The following is a 17,851-nucleotide window of genomic DNA, read 5'->3' on the forward strand; positions in this document are numbered from 1 at the left end:
CAGCTGGCGGTTTCTTTTAAAGACACCACGGGCGCAACACTCGGCGGGACACGCAGTTTTGTTGTCCCAGTTTATAACACAGTGCCAGCCTCGGATGTTGTTACTGGTGTGAATACCAGTGCGCCTGGCTTCAGGATTCTACCGTGGGAATCGGGTATTGAACCCAACCACGTTTATTGGGCCAACGAGCAACTCGCAGGTTTGCACGGGACCAACAATGCGGACTTGAGTGCGGCCACCGACAACGGTTATATCGACTTCACCGGGCTGATCAATTTCAATATCGGCGGCATCAACCAGGGAGGAAGCGGTGATGCGGGTGACTTCCAAACATCCGACTCCTATCCTGACCAGTCGTTCCCTGGAATCCCAGGCGCAAACGGATTGACAGGCGATTCGGCCTTGGAGGCTTTGGCCTTTGTGCGGTTTCAGACTGCGGGTGTTTATCAGATGGGTGTCAATAGTGATGACGGGTTTGCCGTTACTGAAGGGCATAATCCCCAGGATCGTCTCGCCTTGAACCTCGGCCAGTTTGATGGCGGCCGCGGTTCGTCCGATACGATTTTCACCTTTGTGGTGCCAACCGCCGGGACTTATCCATTCCGGTTGATGTGGTACAATGGCAACGGCGAAGCTGGCAATGGCGCGAACCTCGAGTGGTTCACCGTCCAACCCGATGGGACCAAAGTTCTGATCAACGATCCGAGCCCGACCAATACCACTGGAGTCACCGCGTTCTATGCCGGACCGGCTCTGCCACCTCATGTCTCCCAAGTCATTCCTTATCCAGGCGCCACGGGCGTCCGGGCTGATATTATCAAGCTGCAACTGATCGATGGCGGTACCCAGGTCAATTCTTCCTCCATTAAACTGCGGATCAATGGCTCGCTGGTTTCTCCAACTGTGAGCAAATCCGGCAACACCACGACGGTATCGCTCGTGCTGGACCCGAGTCACCTCATGGCTCCGGGCAGCAACACCGCAAGTTTGGTTTGGAGCGACAGCGGGGCGCTGACAGCAAGCAACGCCTGGTCGTTTGTGGTGGCACCCTACGTGACCCTCGATGCGGCTTTGAGTTCTTCAGTTGGCTCAGCCGACCTGACCCAACCTGGATTTGTGCTGAAAGTGACACAATTGGATCCCGCCACCGTTGGTGATTCAGGAGACTCGATTGCCAATCAGTTGGATAGCAGCGAAGGCGTGCTGGCCGGTCTTTATTTCCCTTGGTATGGTGTCAACGTGGCCGACACCGTGGGTGGCGGCTTCAGTGCCATTCCAGCTGTTACGAACAACCTCTGGTATTGGACCAACGCAATTGACTTCAACGTGATCACGTCTCCGGGCGACTTTACCTATAATTATACGCTGCCAGGACTTCCCGGTACGACCGGCTCGGAAAATTACTATGCTGCTGGGTTCCAGTCTTACGTGGTATTCCCGACGGCCGGCTTCTACCAGATGGGTGTGAGCAGTGATGATGGATTCCGGGTCAGTGAGGGCCTGGGTGTCTCACGTCAGGCGCTACATGTGACTGGTCCCGGCATCGATACCGATGTGGCAGCAGTGGCTACCTATGGTGGCACCAGTGGCAACGCAGGCTATGGAGCCACCTTGCCTTTAACACCTGTTACCGGTCCTGCAGTATTCGTCCCGGTACCATGTCCGAATCTGCCGGGCGCGGTCAATCTGGCCAACAAAATTGGAGTCGCTGATTATGCGAGTTGCGATAGTGGCTTTAACGTCCACGATTTGGCTTACAACCTCCAGACCAACGGGGCACTGGCGGCCATCATCATCAACAATCCAAGTTACGGCCTGCCTTTCGTCGGTGACGGTAGCGGCGCCCCGGTGACCATCCCTGTGTTGGTTGTGAACGGTGACTTTGGTCAACGAGACTTCTGGGTGACGAACTCCGGTCTCGTTGCCAGTATCGGCGCTGATGCGCATATCCGGCTCGGAGAAGCCGATTATGCCAAGGGTATGGGAAGTGTGGACTTCGGCTTCGTTGTGCCGACAGCGGGGGCTTATCCGATCCGCCTGTTTAATTGGCAAGGCGGCGGCGGCGCCGGCTTGGAGTGGACCAGCATCCAGCCTGGTCTGACAGCAGACGGAACTCGCGTGTTGGTGAACGATTCAGCCACGCCTGGTTCGCTGATGGCCTATCGCGCGGTGACTACTCATCCGCATCTCAATTCGCCAGTCGTTGCCAATGGCAATGTAATGCTCAGCTGGAGCGGTGCGGGCATACTGCAAAAGGCGACTCAATTAAGTCCGGGCAACTGGAGCGATGTTACTCCACAGCCAGGTGCCTCCAGTTACATAACTCCTTCCGGCGGAACCGCCTTCTACAGGCTGAGAGTGCCCACGCCGGTTGAGCCATAAATACTGTGTCGTAATTACACAAAGAGACCGGGTTTTCGGACCCGGTCTCTTTTTTTACAAGTGGCTTGTTATTTAACACGCCACATTTCTGACAGATGTCCCTGACTAAGAATCAACGACTGTCAGGAGTTACATTCCCATGATTTGATAGCCGCAGTCGACGTAAAGCACCTGGCCCGTGATGGCCGCGGCACCGTCGCTGGCGAGGAAGGTGCCGGTGGCGCCGAGTTCGTCAGGCAGAACATTGCGCTTGAGTGGGGCATGCGCTTCGTAATGCTTCAGCATTTCGGTAAAGCCGGAGATGCCACGAGCAGCGAGAGTGTTCACAGGGCCGGCGCTGATGCAGTTCACGCGCACCTTCTTCGGACCCATATCGTAGGCGAGATAGCGTGTGCTGGCTTCGAGCGCGGCCTTGGCGACACCCATCACGTTGTAATGAGGAACCACTTTCTCAGAGCCGTAGTAGGTCATGCCGACAATGCTGCCACCTTCGGTCATGAGCGGTTCGGCAGCGCGGACGAGGGCAATCAGGGAATAGGCGCTCACATCATGTGCGACACGGAAAGCTTCCCGGCTGGTATTGATAAATTTTCCTTCGAGAGCGTCCTTGGGGGCAAACGCGACAGAGTGGAGCATTAGGTGGAGCTTGCCAAACTTTTGACCCACTTCGGCAAAGACGCGGTCGATATCTTCGTCCTTGGTCACATCGCAAGGCATAAGCAAGGTGTCGGAGCCGAAAGTGCCGGCGAGTTCCTCGACATTTTCCTTGAGGCGTTCGCCTTGATAAGTGAAGGCAAGTTTGGCTCCGGCTTTGTGCCAGGCTTGTGCAATGGCCCATGCGATGGAGCGTTTGTTGGCGACACCAAATACGATTCCCAGTTTACCAGCGAGTTGTGACATATAAATGAATGAACATTGAATGTTTCTGAATTAGCAGTAGGCAAATTTTTTACCGGTGGCAAGGCATAATCCACTGTGGTTGTAGTCGAAAATCATATCTTCCTTGACCGCAACCATATCAAAGCGAGCAAACCCACGCCTAATAATGCACTGATTCCGTAGGTGCCGGCGTTGGACTGGCCTTGGAATAAGAAGAGGGTGCTGACGCCAATGGTTGGTCCGGTGAATACGCCGATGCCGATGGCAGCTTCGTGAATGCCGCCTTTCTTGCCGTTGGATTCTCCGGCATCCATCGAGTAGAACAGTGAGGAATAGTAAATCAATCCGACGGCAAGACCGAATATGACCTGTGCGCCGACGAGAAGCCAGATGTGGGAACTGAGCAGGATGCCAATAAAACCAACGATAAGTGCAATAAACGCACAGAGCAACCAACCAAAGCGATAGTGCCAGCCAGTCCAGCGCCAGAAGAGAATGAAGGCGCAGAGTCGCACCCAAAACCAAACTGAACAGATGATGCCGGCAGAGGCTTCGGATAAGCCCAGACCAGCAGTCAGTTTGGGGATCACGGGCAGAATGCCGTTAATCGCAACGTAGGCAAACGGGTTGGCCAGCCAGGCGAGGTGGAGAAAGTTTCTCGCCTTGGAAATGGGTCGCGGATTTAGTGCGGGCAGGGGAATGCTTGGTTCAAGCGCTGTTTCCTGCGGAGCGGCTTCGGCGATCGCGTGCATTTTTTGGAGGCGCGGAAGCAAAAGCAGTTCGATTCCGTGCAAACCGGCAGCCAGCCAGAGTAAAATTTCACCGCCGAACTTTTCGAGCAAAGCGCCACCAGTCAAATAGGCGATGGCAGCGCCAGTGGCCCAGACGATATTATAGATGCCAGCAGTGCGGGGGAGTCGAGTGGGCGGTTGGTGCTGAGTGAGGAGTGCCTGAAGGATTGGCCAGGTGAGGCACATGCTGAGTGTCCAGAGAATGAGAACCGGCAGTTCCAGAAACATGGTTGTGCGTGAGTAACCCCAGAAGTGAGGCAGAAGCGCTCCAATGACGAGCGCCAGACCCATGCCGGAAAAACCAAGTCGCAAGGAAAAGAAATAGCCACGTTTCTGTGCAAATGAACCGGCCTTGTAAGCCGAGAACATATAAAAGAAACCGTGGAGAGCGGTCAGCATCAGGTTATGCCGGTTCTCGAAACCGAAATGCTGACGCATGTAAAAAAACAGGTAGTTAAAATAAAAAGGAGCAGCCAGGCCGTTGAGTGCCTCCAGTGTAAAATAACCGATTCTCAGCCTCCGGCGCAGGCCCGTCAGATCGGGAGGCGGCGTGCGCGACGTGAGAACAACTTGTTCCGCAGCTTCCAGCATCTTAGCCCTTGATCTCTTCGATGGCTTTGAGGCAATACCATTTTACCGCGCTGGACATTGGCGGTTGGAGAGAATCGAGTTCCTGAGCGGAACACCAGCGGATGTCATGATGCTCGGCTTCGGCCAGGGCGAGGGAATGGGTTTTGGGTCGAGCCCAATAAATCATGCCGATATGCTCGTGCGTGTCGCTGATGCGGTGGATGTCGAGAAAACGGGGCGCGATCAAGGCGCGGGTGCCGGGACTGGTGGTTGGCGGGCGTTCGCCAATGAGTTCCACATCAAGGCCGCTTTCCTCCCTGGCTTCACGCAAAGCGGCGATTTCAGGATCTTCATCCAGTTCAATGTGGCCGCCGAGCGGGAGCCAGGCGTTGAGCTTGCGATGATGGATCACAAGGATTTTCCCATCATGAACGATAAAAATCGCAACGGTGAAATCTATTTTTTCGTGAATGTGCGCCATATCAAAACCAGCAGAGACTGTGGCGTCAGTCAGACAGGGCGTCAAATACTCGCTGAGAGAAAATATTTGAAAAGATAAACTCTTGCCGGACAAGGATTAATAATCGTAGAGACCACTGTCGTGAGAGTAGCCGCCCTGGCCACCACTAGGGGCGCCTTCGCCGCCCATGAGGTTTTCAAAAATATCGCCCATGTCCTCCTCGATTTTTTCGGGGTCTTCACCGGCTTCGAGGCGTTTGATGGCCATATCCATTTCCTTGGGCATGGAACCGGGAGGCATCATTTCCTGCATCTTGCGCATCATCTGGGCCATATGCTTTGGATTATTCTCGTCCATGTGGGCCATGTCGCGTTCCATTTCATCCATGGCACGAGCAATGCGCGGATCGTCCATGTCCGGCATGGCTTCGCCCTCGGCACTTGTCGGTGCATCGGAATCCTTCAGCCCGCGGGACATGGCAAAGCGGCTCATCTGCTTCTCCATTTTTTTATTGCCACACTTGGGGCAAACCGGTGAACGGTCGGGATTGATCCGTTTGGATAGAAAGTTGAAAACCGTTCGGCATTTGGGACAGGCAAATTCGTAGATTGGCATAATCGGCTCCCGAATAAATATCACAAATTCATCCAGGTTGCCATTCGGTTTTTATCGTCCTGAGGCGATCAGGCATCGAAGCCGCCATCGATCTTGATGCTTGCTCCGGTAATGAAAGCAGCTTCCGGACTGGCCAAAAAGGAAACCAAAGCGGCAATCTCGTTCCCATGGCCATAGCGTTTGATGGCCATCAAATCTTTCAACTGCGCGGCGAACGCTCCATCCGCGGGATTCATGTCGGTATCGACAGGTCCAGGCTGGATGTTGTTGACCGTAATGCCTCGCGGGCCGAGATCGCGGGCGAGGCCACGTGTAAAACTTGCCACCGCGCCCTTGGTCAAGGCATAGACGGATCCGCCAGCGAACGGCATGGAATCGCTGTTAACACTGCCAATATTAATGATGCGTCCGCCTTCGCCCATGTGTCGGATGGCAGACTGGGTGGCGAGAAAAACTCCTTTTACATTCACGGCAATCAAGCGATCGAAGTCTTCGATTTTGAATTCGTCGATGGGAGCCATCGCGAAAAGCCCGGCGTTGTTCACCAGGATGTCGAGACGGCCAAAGGCTTTTACGGTCCCGGCGACAGCTTTGTTTACGGCTTCGGCATCGGCGCTGTCAGCGCGTATTGCGAGGACTTTTCCACCTGTGACTTCAATGGCGCGCACCACTTCATCAGCTTTTTGCGGTGAGCTGGTGTAAGTGATTGCCACGCTTGCGCCATCGTCAGCGAGGCCTTTTGCTATCGCTGCGCCGATGCCGCGAGAGGCGCCTGTGACCAAGGCGACTTTGCCCGTGAGTTTCTTTGTATCTGTGCTCATAGTGTTCTTTGGTTGTTAAATTTTCCTGATGTTTGTTTGATTCCGACGAATAGCGTGACGTTGGCCGCTCCGATACCGCAAACTTCTCATCGAAACGGTGGTAACTCAAATGAATTAGATCTGTGCGGCACCGCCATCGACGAACAATTCGACACCATTGACAAAGCTGCTGTCGTCCGAGGCGAGGAATGAGGCGACTTTGGCGACCTCGTCGGGATCGCCCAGACGTCCCAAGGGTACGGAAGCAATCATGGCATTCTTGAATTGCCTGTCTTGTTCCTCCGTTTGCGTCAAGCCGCTCAGTCCCGGCGTGTTGATGGGGCCGGGGCTGATGGCGTTGACGCGGATCTTGCGCTGTTTCAGATCCAGAATCCAGCAGCGGGCAAAGGAGCGAATGGCGGCCTTGGTGGCGCTATAGACGCTGAAGGCTTCGTTGCCCGTGGAGGCGGTCGTGGAAGCGTTTAGGATTACTGAACCACCGTCACGAAGCAGCGAGAGAGCTTTTTGCACCGTGAAGAGCGTTCCTTTGACGTTCGTGTTGAAGGTCTTGTCGAAGTGCTCTTCCGTAATGGAGCCGAGCGGGGCGAATTCTCCAAGGCCGGCATTCGCAAAGAGAATGTCGATGTGGCCTTTCTCCTTTTTCACTGTGGCATAAAGCCGATCGAGGTCGGCGAGCTTGGAGATGTCGCCTTGAACGGCAGTGACATTGTTGCCAATTTCCTTTGCGGCCGCCTCGAGTTCATTTTGGCGACGACCCGTGATGAAGACGTAGGCTCCTTCGGCGGCGAAGCGTTTGGCGGTGGCAAGACCGATCCCGCTGTTACCACCGGTAACAACAGCAACCTTGCCTGCCAGTTTTTGTGCGTTGATGCTCATAAACATTTCTTTCGCTTTGATGATGTGCGGGGCGCTGGTTGAGCCCGCTTCAAATCAGCGCAGGCCTCCTGAAATCACGAGCGTTTCGCCGGTCATGTATTTGGAGTCCGAAGATGCGAGATAGACGGCTGTCGGAGCGATGTCATCTGTCTGGCCGATGCGACCGAGCGGGGCTTGTGCTTCAATTTGTTTGCGAAACTCACCTTCAGCAAATCCAGCCGCGTGCACTCCCTCCGTTTCAATCATTCCAGGGTTGATCGCATTGACACGGATTTTACGCGGTCCCAGTTCCTTGGCGAGGACCCGGGTGATTGCATCCACGGCCGCTTTAGTGCCCGTGTAAACGGCTGTATTGGGTGGGGTAAATGTGCTGGCAGTGGAACTGATATTAATGATGCTGCCGCCCTCTGGACCAAACTGCTTCACTGCTGCTTGCGTGGTGAGGAGTAGGCCGAGGACATTCAGATTAAACATTTTGTTAAAATTCACTTCGGTGATTTCTTCAAGGGGAGCGAATTCGTAAACGCCTGCGTTATTGACCAGAATGTCGAGTCGGCCAAATTTGGTTTTGGTTTCAGCGAAGAGACGTTCGATATCCGCTTTTTTGGAGACGTCTCCCTGAACAGCGACTGCCTTTCCGCCTTTTTGGGTAATCTCATCGACCACCCGGTCGGCGCCTGCTTTGCTGGAAGAATAGTTAACGACGACGGCAGCACCTTCAGCGGCGAGCTGTTTGGCGATGCCGGCGCCAATGCCCTTGGATGCCCCGGTGACGACTGCGACTTTGCCTGCGAGTTTTTGTGTTGGAGTGCTCATTTTGTTTTTTTTGTTTCGGTAATGATTTTGGATTGTTGTTAGTTGGATGAAATCGTTTTCGAACCTCTTGTCTCGTTAGAATAGCGCATTTAATTGTGATTGTAAAAGTAACAGTTATAAGCAAAAAAATTATTTTCTTTTCAGGTCGGAAATGACGTCAGCCAGCGTGATTTTGGCGAGGCTGTTTTCCAGGGATTGTTGGGTTTTATGCAAAACGCCTTCCAGTGAGGATTTGATTTGGCAACTGACGGGACAGGGCTTTTGGGCGTTATATTTGTGAATCGCAAAGGCTTTGGGAGCATCGACCGCCTGGTAAACTTCCAGCAGGGTAATGTTGGCTGGATCGCGGGCGAGACAGCAGGCCCCGGTCTTGCCAGTCGTGGTATGAACCAGCCTGGCCTTGGAAAGCTTGGCCAGAATTCTTCGCACAAAGCTGGGACTGGTGTTCACGCTGTGAGCGAGCGTGCTGGACGTGACGTTCCCGCCGCACCGATATCCCAGCCCGGCCAGGATATGTACTGCAATCGAGAACTGTGTGTTCACTGCCATACTGTGACTGTAATAGTAACAGTAAGAAATGCAAGGGGAAATTTTTAACGTAAGCTGCAAAAGACATGGGAGCGTTACTTGAGTCCGGCACGAGCTGACGCTTCGGGATAGATTTCCTTTAATGCGTTGGTGGCCTGACGACGGACTTTTTCGTCCGAATCTTGAAGCGACTCGAATAGTGCAGAGACGGCTCGCATGGCTTCGCTTTCATAGCTCAGAATAGCCCAAGTGGCGGCATTCTTAACATCTGTAGCTGGATCGCGCCGGCCTTTTAGCAAAACTGGCATGACTAAAAATGGATCCGCATGGATTTGTCCCAGGGCCATCATAGCGCAGGATCGCACATTCCGGTTCGTATTCGTTGCGCCTCTCAGCAAGGAAGGAACTGCGTCTTTTGCAGTCGGACCAATCGCCCCGAGGGCATAGGCGGTGGCAGATTGGGAGGAAGGTGAAATCTCAGAATTATAGATTTCTACCAATGGCGAAACCGCGCTATCGGCTCTGGCTCCCAAGCAATAAAAGGCTTCGGTTGCCTGGTGATGGCTGGAGGATGCGGGTGTGTACGTGATCTTAATGAAACTTTGTCTTTGGACCAGCCCATACAACTTAAGTTTCCATCGCGAGTCCGTTGCTCGAAGCATCCGAAGCAGGGTGGGAATCGCGTTAGTGCCGGCGTGGCGCACGGCTGCGTTCGCTTTCAGCCATTCCGGACTGTTATAATTGGCGTTGATGGGATCATAAACTTGCAGCCAGGAGCTTAATGGTTTTCCCTCGTAAATTGGTTCACGCGGAGTCAGCACTTTCCAAGCGATCGCACAGACAAAGAGACCGGCAAGCGCGACAATGCTAAGTTTCCAAGGCTTCCCCATGTGATTTTGATAACCTGACTCTTGAGGATCAGCGAGCAAAAATTACGTGTATGAGACTAGGAAAGGAGCGTTCGGGAATGGATAGGAATACAATTATTATGAATCGCGCAAACCGCTAATTAGGAACTTGCCGTGACCAATGAGGGCGCGGGCGCTGCATTCTTCCCTTTAGTAATGAGAAGCACCATTAACGCGGTGAAGATGCAGAGGAATCCGGCAAGGAAAAAGGCTTTGTCATAGTGTCCGGTTTCGGTGCGGATGTCTAGAAAGGCAGGACCTTGAAATTGAAAACGCGTTCGGTGAGCCAGGTGGCGGCGATGAGGATGATGCAGGCGGAGCCGAAGTGGAGGATGGGGCGGCGGTAAAGCCAGGAGTTGCGGAAGCCATAGGCGAGGGGAAGGAAGGCGGTGACGATGGCGAGTTGGCCGAGTTCGACGCCGAGATTGAATCCAACCAGGGTGAGGATGAGGGCGCTGCTGGTGAGGCCGAGTTCGGAGAGGGCGTTGGCAAAGCCGAAGCCGTGGATGAGTCCGAAGAGGAAGGCGACGATCCAACCGCGGCCTTTGATCCAAGGCCAGATGTTGTTCGTAGCAGCAAGAATGACGGAAGCGGCAATGGCAGATTCGGTCAGGCGTGTAGGGAGTCGCACGATGTTAAGAGCGGCGAGGCTCAGGGTGAGGGAGTGGGCCAGCGTGAAAGCGGTGACGATTTTGAGGACGTTGAGAAACGCGGGGCGAAAGGCGGGGACGCCGTGCCAATCCTGTTCGCGGCGATGCAGGACAGCGGGGAGCAGCAATGCGAGGAGGAAGAGAATGTGGTCGTAGCCGGTCCAGATGTGCGTAATGCCTTCCTTTAGAAAGACGAGGAATTGTTTGCCGGGATTTGGGTGGTTTATTTCAAACTGCTGGAGATGGTGCTCGGAATCGAGGACGGCGGACTCAGTTTTTTCGCCGTGTTGGAGTCGGAGTAGGCCGCGATGGCTGTGGTTGATATCGAAGAAGAGTTGATAATCGAATTCGACGACGTTGGGTTGGCAGACGTTTTCGAGGATGAAGGGAAGCTCGAGATAGGTGCCGTCGGCAAAGTCCTCCACGATGGGTTCAGATTCGGTGAAATGGAGCGTGCCGGGTTTGGCGTCGCCGCTGATTTTGAGATGGGCGAGAGCGTAGGCCGTGACGTCTTTATAACGGGCGTTGAGTTCGTCCCAGGTGACAAAGCCGTCGTTGTCGGAGTCAAGCGGGACGACGGCTTGAAGGTCTTTGATGGGGATGTCCCATTGGCCGACGGTTTGGTTGGTGTCGAAATTGATCGTGAGATAGCTCTTGCTCGGGTCGTGAGCAAAGAGGTTTGGCGCAAAGATCAAGCTGGAAAGAATGAGCAACCAGGTGGCGAAACGGGATTGGAGCCTTGGGGTGGAAATTTCAGAGGCAGTGCAGATCCTGCAGAGAATGCGCTGGCCTGAAGATTTAAACGTGCGTTCCACCTGTCAAATAAATCGTTAGGGCGATTGATGATGATTTAAAAATGCAAGAATTGCCTGAAGGCTTGAAAGCCGCCCCACGCCAAATCGCCATTGATCCCAAGCAGGCTCATGACCCAATCGACGGTCCCCCACAAAGCGTGGTTGGCGGCAGGGACGTACCAGAGGACAATGAACAACACGAACATGCCGTATTGGCGGACGGGTCGAAGGTGTTGATCGACCTCGGATGGGATATAGGGTTCGATCGCCTGGAAACCATCGAGCGGCGGGATGGGGATGAGATTCAGCAAGACAGAGCAGATCTGCAGTTGAAGCAGGAAGGCGACGGCGTAGGTGGCTGGATTATCGATGAAATGCGGTATGAGAACGAGTTTGAGCAGGACGGCGCAAATGATGGCTAGAATCAGATTCATTAACGGGCCAGCAAGAGAGACATAAGTGTTCCATTCGCGGGAACGGAGGAGGCTGCGGTTAATCCAGACTGCTCCGCCGGGCAGGCCGATGCCTCCCAAGGCCATGAACACTATCGGGAGGATAAAACTCATGAGCGGATCAGCATAATGGACAGGGTTCATGGAGAGATAACCCTTTTCGCGGACGGTGTAATCACCACCGCGCTCGGCCACCCAAGCATGTCCAAACTCGTGTAGGCAAACCGAGAATATCCAACCGATCAATACTATGGCAAAGACGCCCATGAGACATAGTTTGCCTGAATCAGAATTTTTTGGAAGGGGGAAAGAATGGTACGAGGTCCATGGTCAATGACTTTTTGTCATTGAGAAGCAGAAAGCTTACGCCGAACTTGCGGTGCTCATTATGCTTTGGGAATATACAGAAGAGAAAGGAACTTGAGACGAAGGGTCGTTTTTAACACCGGCGCAACTCATTGGTGAACGTCCGGCCGTATGGCGGGAGTTTGCCAATCGTGATGCCAGTTGAGGGTCCATAACTCCTCCAGCTTGGTTAAGCGCGAATGGCCGTCGGCAAAGCCAATCATGATGGCTCCGGGCAGCTTTTGGCCCGTCGTCAAGGCGTGCGGAGCGGACGAGGGACTGCTGACGCTGTGCCGCGCAATCGTGCAACGGCCCATTCCGTTGTCACTCGTTCCAAATGGAGCCCCGTTGTAAAGATCAATCCATGGCGCATCCGTCTCCTTGGGCGATAGATCGACCCAGTTTGCATCCATGAAGACTGGAGTCCGCGTCGTGTCTTCAATGCCATCAGTTTTGGTGAAAACGTTGCCCTCGGCCTTTGGGTAATATTTTGCAAGATCCGAATACAGCCAGCCGTTGTAGCCGTAGCTGCCAAAAAACATGTCCTTGGCATTGGAGGTCCACCTTACCCAGGCGGCGTCGGCGCTGCCTCCTCGATTTCCGTTATCAGGCGGCGGGTTGTGCAAGGGGGCCATGGGGCAAATGTATATTTTTCGGTCTTTGATCAAATCGGACAAACTGCCCATCCAGGTGCCGCCCGGATAACGGGGATCATCGTAAAGGATGGGACTGCCATTTTCATTGGCATAGACAAAGCCAATCAGAGCGAGTTGCCGGATGTTGTTAAGGCACATTGCCTCCCGGGCCTTCATTTTGGCCCTGGAGAGGACTGGCAACAGCAAGGCCGCCAGGATGCCGATGACCGCAATTACCACCAGCATTTCAGTCAGGGTGAACCCTGTTTTTCCAGCTCTGCGTAGGTGGATGAAGCGCATAAGTTTAGTGTCAACGTTCGATTGTGAGTGCCACCATGAAGGGTGCGGCCCCGGCCATGGCCGAAGCATAGTCAATGGATTGAATTTCCTTTTCGGCATGCGGGTTCACAAAGACGGTATCGAAAAGGCGGATGCGCGCGCCCTGGTGCTCGGCTGCCGGGTTGCTGCCGGTCCAGGCAACAATCGTATTAGTACCCGTTGGCCGTTTAACCGGGGCGCGCGGCCATTCCCACCAATCCAACACCTCCACTCCCTGGCGGATGTCAAATTGAACCTGGTCGCCGTCAGAATAATGTAAAATCACGCTTGCGACTTTTGTTCCAGGCGGATCGGCAATTGCGGAATTGGCGTGCAAGATATGAATCTTGTGACCGGTCGCTCCCACACGGATTCCTTCAACGGTTTCCGGATAATTGTAACCGCGCTGTTTCCATTCGGCTCCCTGGAGCTGAACGACACCATGTATTTCAAATGGCACCCGCTTGAGTATGCGTCGTCCTTCCCCAAGGGCGGCCAGGTAATTATTTCCGTAGGCAGGAGTCCAGCTTTTATCGAGCCCGCCATTAAAGTGAGCGGACAGATCCACAGCCATGAACGCTCCGCTTTCCACTGGATGGACGCCATAAATCAGATACGTCGCACCGCAGCCGAACAGCAGAATCAAGAGACCTGCGACTGCCAACTTGGTTTTGGCCGAGAGGAGATGTTGGACGAAAACCGTCGTCCAGCCTGGCGGCCCCATTGCGGCTGCCTTTGCCAGAGAGGTTTTTGCCACTGCCAACGGCAGGCTGACGGGTGCTGAAGGGATTGTCGCGGCGTTCAGGGAAGAAGCCAAAGATGCTACTGAAACAGCCACCCCGCCACGTGTCAGAATGATTCGCAGTTTGTCCAAAGCGCGACTTACCCGCTTCTGTGCTGCATCATCGCTAAGACCCAGGGCAGCACCGACGGATCGATAATCTTTGCCCTCGAAATAATGCAACAGCACTGCATTTCGATCCGGACGGCTGAGCTTTTCCATGGCGGCGTCCAGCAACGGCTTGATTTGCTGCCAGTCGAGCAAGGCATCGGAAGTGGTATCCTGCATGGAAAAAGCCTTCTGTTCGCGTGCTCGTCGGCGCTGTTCACTCCGTATCGCCTTCGCGGCGGCAAAGCGAGTCGCCTCGTAAAGCCAGCCGGCCAGTATGATTTCACGAGGCAGCAACGGTGCCTTGCGAGCTAGGTCAGTAAATACAGTTTGGGTGATATCTTCCGCCAGGCTGGCATCGCCATTGGCCTGACGTAGCGCTGTCCCATACACCAGATTGAAATGTCGGCCGACCAGCTCCCGAAAAGCTTCTTCATCGCCCTTTTCGACGAACCGGTGCAACTGGATCGAATCCTCTGTCATTTTGATACTGCTTTATAGCACCCGCCCCGAAAAAAATCCGACAATAATTATTTCCTTCGCGGAAATGCCCCAGTCCGGGCCGTGTCCTAAGGCATCAGGACAACACGATAAAATCGCTGCTGGTCTGAGCCAGGGGAGTCGGTGGTGGTTACAAGCACCCCGTTGGCTGTAATGGGTGGTCCGAGGTCGTTCCATTGGGCTGACGAGAGGTCGGTGGTGTATTGCGCCTGATAGGTGGCACCTGCCACAGCGCTCCAGGCAAGTGTCACCATTCCGTCGGTCCACGTTATGGGAGCAAGCACCGGTGCGGGCGCGGACTGAGTCAGGGAGACATTTTTCCAGGTGGCGGCATTTGCGCCCACCACGTTGGGTCCTCCCTCGCGCTGGCCGAGGATGAGGTAGAAAGGGCCTATGCCCACGTCCAAATCGGATTGAACGCCGAGGAGGACGCCACTGGCGGAAAATAATGAAACCGTTGCGATGCCGGTGTCTTCGATGAAAATCTGAACCGTGCTCAGGGAATTGACGCTGGGGTCCGAATAGAGCTTGTTGCCCAAACTGAGGAATGGCAGTCCACTGTAATCATAATTCACCCAAACGCCGAAGTAAGAGCCGTTGCCGGGGTTCAGATTGCCCGCCACATTCATCCATACCCCCAGACCGTCGCTGACGAGAAATATTTCATAAGCATTGCCATGCGCCTGGCCGGAGGTGACCGTGGTGGTCAGCGTGAACGGGGGCGAAAACGTGGCAAGTGATTGAACTCCGGCGAGTTCATTAACGCCCTTGACGCCGGAAAAGTTCATTCCCGCCCCTCCAAAACTCAATGTGGGAGTGATCAAGGAGGAGTTGAATTCCACAGCCAGAGCTGCCAGCAGGCCGGACGAGGTCGTCCACATATCAGTATTTAAGCTGCTGTCGGTGGTGAAATCATCCGACAGTTGCGCGTGACTGGTCAGGGGTGAGAGGGTCACAAGCATAAATCCGAAAAAGCTGGTCAATGATATGGCGACGCATTTGCGCGTGAATCGTTTTAAATGCGCGATGGAGATGGCATGATTCATAAGCTTGTTATTTGCATCCTTGCATTGAACCGAACTGCGCTGGAACTGTGTTATCAATAATGGAAGTGAATCCCAGACCCGGTCCATGGCTGGCTTCAGTGGAATGCGAGGATTCGATATCATTTTAATTATGTCGGTCCTATTGTTTTTCCTGTATAGCACCCGACCGCGAAATGAATCCGACAAGAAAATTTGGCAACTTCAGATTTATCCTCTGGGAGAGAAATAAATGATGAGCGATCCGACGAGGCACAAGGCGCCGCCGATCAAGTCCCAGTGGTCTGGTTTGACTCCATCCACGCGCCACAGCCAGACGAGTGAAGTGATGATGTAGATTCCTCCGTAGGCCGCATAAATGCGACCTGAGGCCTGCGGGTGCAGTGTAAGCAGCCACGCAAACGTCGCCAGGCTAATCGCAGCTGGCATGAGCCACCAAGCTGTCCGGCCCAATCGGTACCAAAGGTAGACAAAATAACACCCGGAAATTTCCGCAATGGCAGTGATTACAAACAGCAGTGTCTTTTGCATCGGACAATAGTAACCAGCCGGATGGGAATCGCAATTCCAAGGTCATGATGTGACCTCGAGAAAGTGGAGGTGAGATAAGCAGGTTCTGCTGCGAAGTGGTGGAACATGGTTGGTTGTAGTGGAAAAGAGAGGGGATGTTCGATACTTTCCCAATCTGATAATCTCAAAATTTGATAAACATCATCCGCCTTCCAACTCGACAACCCCATTCCCTTGGACACCATGCACAACAACAGATACTACTCGTGCGAGCCTCATCAAGGTTCCAGATAATCTTTCTTTTCGATTTGCAATGAATCATTGCTGTTTAATGCAGTAAAACCTCTGGCTCTCCTGTGGGTTGATGATCAGGAAATTCGTGCGTGTGCCGTCGAAGGAATAGAAATTAGTCGCAATAATTGGCCACTGCGCCAGGGGCAAAGCCAGGTTGGTAGAAGATAGCAGATAAAAAGCTCGGCCTGGCTGACCGTTGGCCACGGTGATAGAGACTTGCGCGCCTGAGACCGACACCGACGAAACAAATGGTTGCGAAATGGATTCATTGCCGGGTGCGAACCGAATTCCTCGAAGCACTTCTTTGTAAGGCGCGGCGTTCAGAAGGACTGTGGCGGTGGAAGATGGGCCATTGTCAATTATGGAACTGAGGACGTTCGCAGCGTCGGTGGCAAACAGGGCAGCGCCGAAAGCGTTGCTGCCCCATTGCGCGACGGTGGCCGGGAAGGAAACCGCCAGCCCCAGGGCGCCATTAGTCCCATCTACCGGCAATGTATAACTAAACGTGTAGCCGCCGCTGATTGTGTTCGTGTCCCAACGCTGGATGCCTCCACCACGGGTGAACGAGTTGGCGAATACACCGCCGTCGGCGACGTAAATCGTCCGGCCGTCCGGGCTGATGGCAAAATCGTTAGGTTGACCGCCTTCATTCAAGAGCAACCTTGCCGTGATGGAACTGTTGGCCGGCGGTTGGGGCGCGCCATCGCAAATGTAAAGACCGGCTCCGTTGCCGGCGAGGGCATCGGAATAGACCAGGTTCGTGCCGAAGATTTGCACCGCGTGAGTCCCTGTGAGACTCGATGTCGAAACGTATGGAATGCCTCTTCCGTTGGCGTATCCACTGTTCTGCGAATTGAGACATTTGACGCCCCCGCCCGCTCCGGCTTGCCCGGCCGTCCAAAAATTAGTGCCGTCCGTGGTCACGCAGCCGCGAATGCTATGATTGACACCGCTGTTGGAGTTCCCATTGGCGCCGGTGTAAAGCCCGCTGTTGGTAGAGGCCAGCGTGTAACGGCCGGACGCATCGACCGTTGCCAGGCCCCTCCAGTAAGGCCCGCCGTCTGCGGCTGTCGTCATGTCGCTGCCCCTAAATGGATAATTCTCGCAGTACGCGCCAAATGTCAGCAGTTGGCCGTTTGGCGATAAACTCAGGAGACCCGCATTGATGCAATCGTTGCCGACGCCGGGCAAAAGCAACGCGGGGCTGCCATAGACGCTTGCGGAACTGCCCGCGCCGTAATTTGCACCCTCGCTTTCATCAGGGATCTGGAGGCTGCTGACGTATGTTCCGTTTGTTGTGTATTGGTCCAGGTAAATCGTGTTGCCAGTCGAGCCGCTCAATTCCTGGACGCCATCCCCGACCCGCAGCACTACCAAATTTGAGAAATATAAGGGAATCGCCATTGCCGAGACCGACAGCGTTACCGAATTGATGACATAAGTGCCGGAGCTATCACCCACGGTCACCTCATATTCTCCGGAATTGGTCGTTTGAATGTTCGTCAAGACGAGCGAGGAACCAGTTTGGCCTGAAATGGGGAGATTCGACTGATACCACTGGTACGAAAGTGGTCCGGTTCCTGAAGCCGAAACTTGGAAAGCCACATGACCTCCAGCGGCCTCATTAATTACAGGCGGGTAAACAAAATCAATGACCGGTGCGGCGGTCGCGCTCCGGCCACAGATCACAACGAACCCGAGGAACGAAAGGAAGGCGATGCACCGGCGCGCCAGCGGCCCGTGCATTATAGGATCATGCGTAATTCTCATTTCT

General features: G+C 54.1%; 17 protein-coding genes. 1 reads left to right on the forward strand and 16 read right to left on the reverse strand.

Features of this window, described 5'->3' with window-relative positions:
* Positions 1 to 2,382: protease-associated domain-containing protein (locus CFLAV_RS35810; RefSeq protein ID WP_007418154.1), on the forward strand; the 2,382-nt coding region annotated here is incomplete at its 5' end.
* Positions 2,383 to 2,511: 129 nt separating this feature from the next.
* Here CFLAV_RS35810 and CFLAV_RS27380 read toward each other — a convergent pair.
* The 16 genes from CFLAV_RS27380 to CFLAV_RS27455 all read right to left on the reverse strand — a co-directional run bounded on the left by CFLAV_RS27380 (position 2,512) and on the right by CFLAV_RS27455 (position 17,847).
* A complete protein-coding gene (locus CFLAV_RS27380; RefSeq protein ID WP_007418155.1) occupies positions 2,512 to 3,282 on the reverse strand; it encodes an enoyl-ACP reductase FabI in 771 nt (256 codons plus the stop codon).
* 92 nt (positions 3,283 to 3,374) lie between these two features.
* Positions 3,375 to 4,643, reverse strand: a complete 1,269-nt coding sequence (locus tag CFLAV_RS27385) for an MFS transporter (protein WP_007418156.1) — start codon at positions 4,641 to 4,643, stop codon at positions 3,375 to 3,377.
* 1 nt (position 4,644) lies between these two features.
* Positions 4,645 to 5,103, reverse strand: coding sequence for an NUDIX hydrolase (locus tag CFLAV_RS27390; protein ID WP_007418157.1), 459 nt, complete (start codon positions 5,101 to 5,103; stop codon positions 4,645 to 4,647).
* Between the two features lie 96 nt (positions 5,104 to 5,199).
* Positions 5,200 to 5,697, reverse strand: coding sequence for an FmdB family zinc ribbon protein (locus tag CFLAV_RS27395; RefSeq protein WP_007418158.1), 498 nt, complete (start codon positions 5,695 to 5,697; stop codon positions 5,200 to 5,202).
* A 68-nt stretch (positions 5,698 to 5,765) separates the two neighbouring features.
* Positions 5,766 to 6,518 (reverse strand): 3-oxoacyl-ACP reductase family protein, encoded by a 753-nt coding sequence (locus CFLAV_RS27400; RefSeq protein WP_007418159.1) that lies wholly within the window; start codon positions 6,516 to 6,518, stop codon positions 5,766 to 5,768.
* A gap of 114 nt (positions 6,519 to 6,632) precedes the next feature.
* The gene (locus CFLAV_RS27405) at positions 6,633 to 7,400 is read right to left on the reverse strand and encodes an SDR family NAD(P)-dependent oxidoreductase (protein ID WP_007418160.1); all 768 of its coding nucleotides are present in this window, start codon (positions 7,398 to 7,400) and stop codon (positions 6,633 to 6,635) included.
* Positions 7,401 to 7,448: 48 nt separating this feature from the next.
* A complete protein-coding gene (locus tag CFLAV_RS27410; RefSeq protein ID WP_007418161.1) occupies positions 7,449 to 8,210 on the reverse strand; it encodes an SDR family NAD(P)-dependent oxidoreductase in 762 nt (253 codons plus the stop codon).
* Between the two features lie 129 nt (positions 8,211 to 8,339).
* Complete coding sequence (locus tag CFLAV_RS27415; protein ID WP_007418162.1) at positions 8,340 to 8,759, reverse strand: Rrf2 family transcriptional regulator; 420 nt, start codon at positions 8,757 to 8,759, stop codon at positions 8,340 to 8,342.
* A 74-nt stretch (positions 8,760 to 8,833) separates the two neighbouring features.
* Entirely contained in the window at positions 8,834 to 9,628 is a 795-nt protein-coding gene (locus tag CFLAV_RS27420) for a HEAT repeat domain-containing protein (protein WP_007418163.1), read from the reverse strand.
* Between the two features lie 262 nt (positions 9,629 to 9,890).
* On the reverse strand, positions 9,891 to 11,111 hold the full coding sequence (locus tag CFLAV_RS27425; RefSeq protein ID WP_007418164.1) for a HupE/UreJ family protein: 1,221 nt from the start codon (positions 11,109 to 11,111) through the stop codon (positions 9,891 to 9,893).
* A 35-nt stretch (positions 11,112 to 11,146) separates the two neighbouring features.
* On the reverse strand, positions 11,147 to 11,809 hold the full coding sequence (locus tag CFLAV_RS27430; RefSeq protein WP_007418165.1) for a site-2 protease family protein: 663 nt from the start codon (positions 11,807 to 11,809) through the stop codon (positions 11,147 to 11,149).
* Positions 11,810 to 11,997: 188 nt separating this feature from the next.
* The gene (locus CFLAV_RS33290) at positions 11,998 to 12,822 is read right to left on the reverse strand and encodes a type II secretion system protein (RefSeq protein ID WP_007418166.1); all 825 of its coding nucleotides are present in this window, start codon (positions 12,820 to 12,822) and stop codon (positions 11,998 to 12,000) included.
* 10 nt (positions 12,823 to 12,832) lie between these two features.
* Entirely contained in the window at positions 12,833 to 14,212 is a 1,380-nt protein-coding gene (locus CFLAV_RS27440) for an RNA polymerase sigma factor (RefSeq protein ID WP_007418167.1), read from the reverse strand.
* Positions 14,213 to 14,298: 86 nt separating this feature from the next.
* On the reverse strand, positions 14,299 to 15,276 hold the full coding sequence (locus tag CFLAV_RS27445; RefSeq protein WP_150107632.1) for a hypothetical protein: 978 nt from the start codon (positions 15,274 to 15,276) through the stop codon (positions 14,299 to 14,301).
* Between the two features lie 207 nt (positions 15,277 to 15,483).
* Positions 15,484 to 15,804: a YnfA family protein gene (locus CFLAV_RS27450; protein WP_007418169.1), complete on the reverse strand. Its 321-nt coding sequence runs from the start codon at positions 15,802 to 15,804 to the stop codon at positions 15,484 to 15,486.
* Positions 15,805 to 16,101: 297 nt separating this feature from the next.
* A complete protein-coding gene (locus tag CFLAV_RS27455) occupies positions 16,102 to 17,847 on the reverse strand; it encodes an immunoglobulin domain-containing protein (RefSeq protein ID WP_150107633.1) in 1,746 nt (581 codons plus the stop codon).
* Positions 17,848 to 17,851: the final 4 nt, after the last annotated feature.

Source organism: Pedosphaera parvula Ellin514, assembly GCF_000172555.1.
Classification (GTDB): Bacteria; Verrucomicrobiota; Verrucomicrobiia; order Limisphaerales; family Pedosphaeraceae; genus Pedosphaera.

What these genes read in the sequence shown, in the direction of transcription:
- CFLAV_RS27380 (WP_007418155.1), bottom strand. Translation starts at nt 3,282, where the DNA reads ATGTCACAACTCGCTGGTAAACTGGGAATCGTATTTGGTGTCGCCAAC.
- CFLAV_RS27385 (WP_007418156.1), bottom strand. Translation starts at nt 4,643, where the DNA reads ATGCTGGAAGCTGCGGAACAAGTTGTTCTCACGTCGCGCACGCCGCCT.
- CFLAV_RS27390 (WP_007418157.1), bottom strand. Translation starts at nt 5,103, where the DNA reads ATGGCGCACATTCACGAAAAAATAGATTTCACCGTTGCGATTTTTATC.
- CFLAV_RS27395 (WP_007418158.1), bottom strand. Translation starts at nt 5,697, where the DNA reads ATGCCAATCTACGAATTTGCCTGTCCCAAATGCCGAACGGTTTTCAAC.
- CFLAV_RS27400 (WP_007418159.1), bottom strand. Translation starts at nt 6,518, where the DNA reads ATGAGCACAGATACAAAGAAACTCACGGGCAAAGTCGCCTTGGTCACA.
- CFLAV_RS27405 (WP_007418160.1), bottom strand. Translation starts at nt 7,400, where the DNA reads ATGTTTATGAGCATCAACGCACAAAAACTGGCAGGCAAGGTTGCTGTT.
- CFLAV_RS27410 (WP_007418161.1), bottom strand. Translation starts at nt 8,210, where the DNA reads ATGAGCACTCCAACACAAAAACTCGCAGGCAAAGTCGCAGTCGTCACC.
- CFLAV_RS27415 (WP_007418162.1), bottom strand. Translation starts at nt 8,759, where the DNA reads ATGGCAGTGAACACACAGTTCTCGATTGCAGTACATATCCTGGCCGGG.
- CFLAV_RS27420 (WP_007418163.1), bottom strand. Translation starts at nt 9,628, where the DNA reads ATGGGGAAGCCTTGGAAACTTAGCATTGTCGCGCTTGCCGGTCTCTTT.
- CFLAV_RS27430 (WP_007418165.1), bottom strand. Translation starts at nt 11,809, where the DNA reads ATGGGCGTCTTTGCCATAGTATTGATCGGTTGGATATTCTCGGTTTGC.
- CFLAV_RS33290 (WP_007418166.1), bottom strand. Translation starts at nt 12,822, where the DNA reads ATGCGCTTCATCCACCTACGCAGAGCTGGAAAAACAGGGTTCACCCTG.
- CFLAV_RS27440 (WP_007418167.1), bottom strand. Translation starts at nt 14,212, where the DNA reads ATGACAGAGGATTCGATCCAGTTGCACCGGTTCGTCGAAAAGGGCGAT.
- CFLAV_RS27445 (WP_150107632.1), bottom strand. Translation starts at nt 15,276, where the DNA reads ATGAATCATGCCATCTCCATCGCGCATTTAAAACGATTCACGCGCAAA.
- CFLAV_RS27450 (WP_007418169.1), bottom strand. Translation starts at nt 15,804, where the DNA reads ATGCAAAAGACACTGCTGTTTGTAATCACTGCCATTGCGGAAATTTCC.
- CFLAV_RS27455 (WP_150107633.1), bottom strand. Translation starts at nt 17,847, where the DNA reads ATGAGAATTACGCATGATCCTATAATGCACGGGCCGCTGGCGCGCCGG.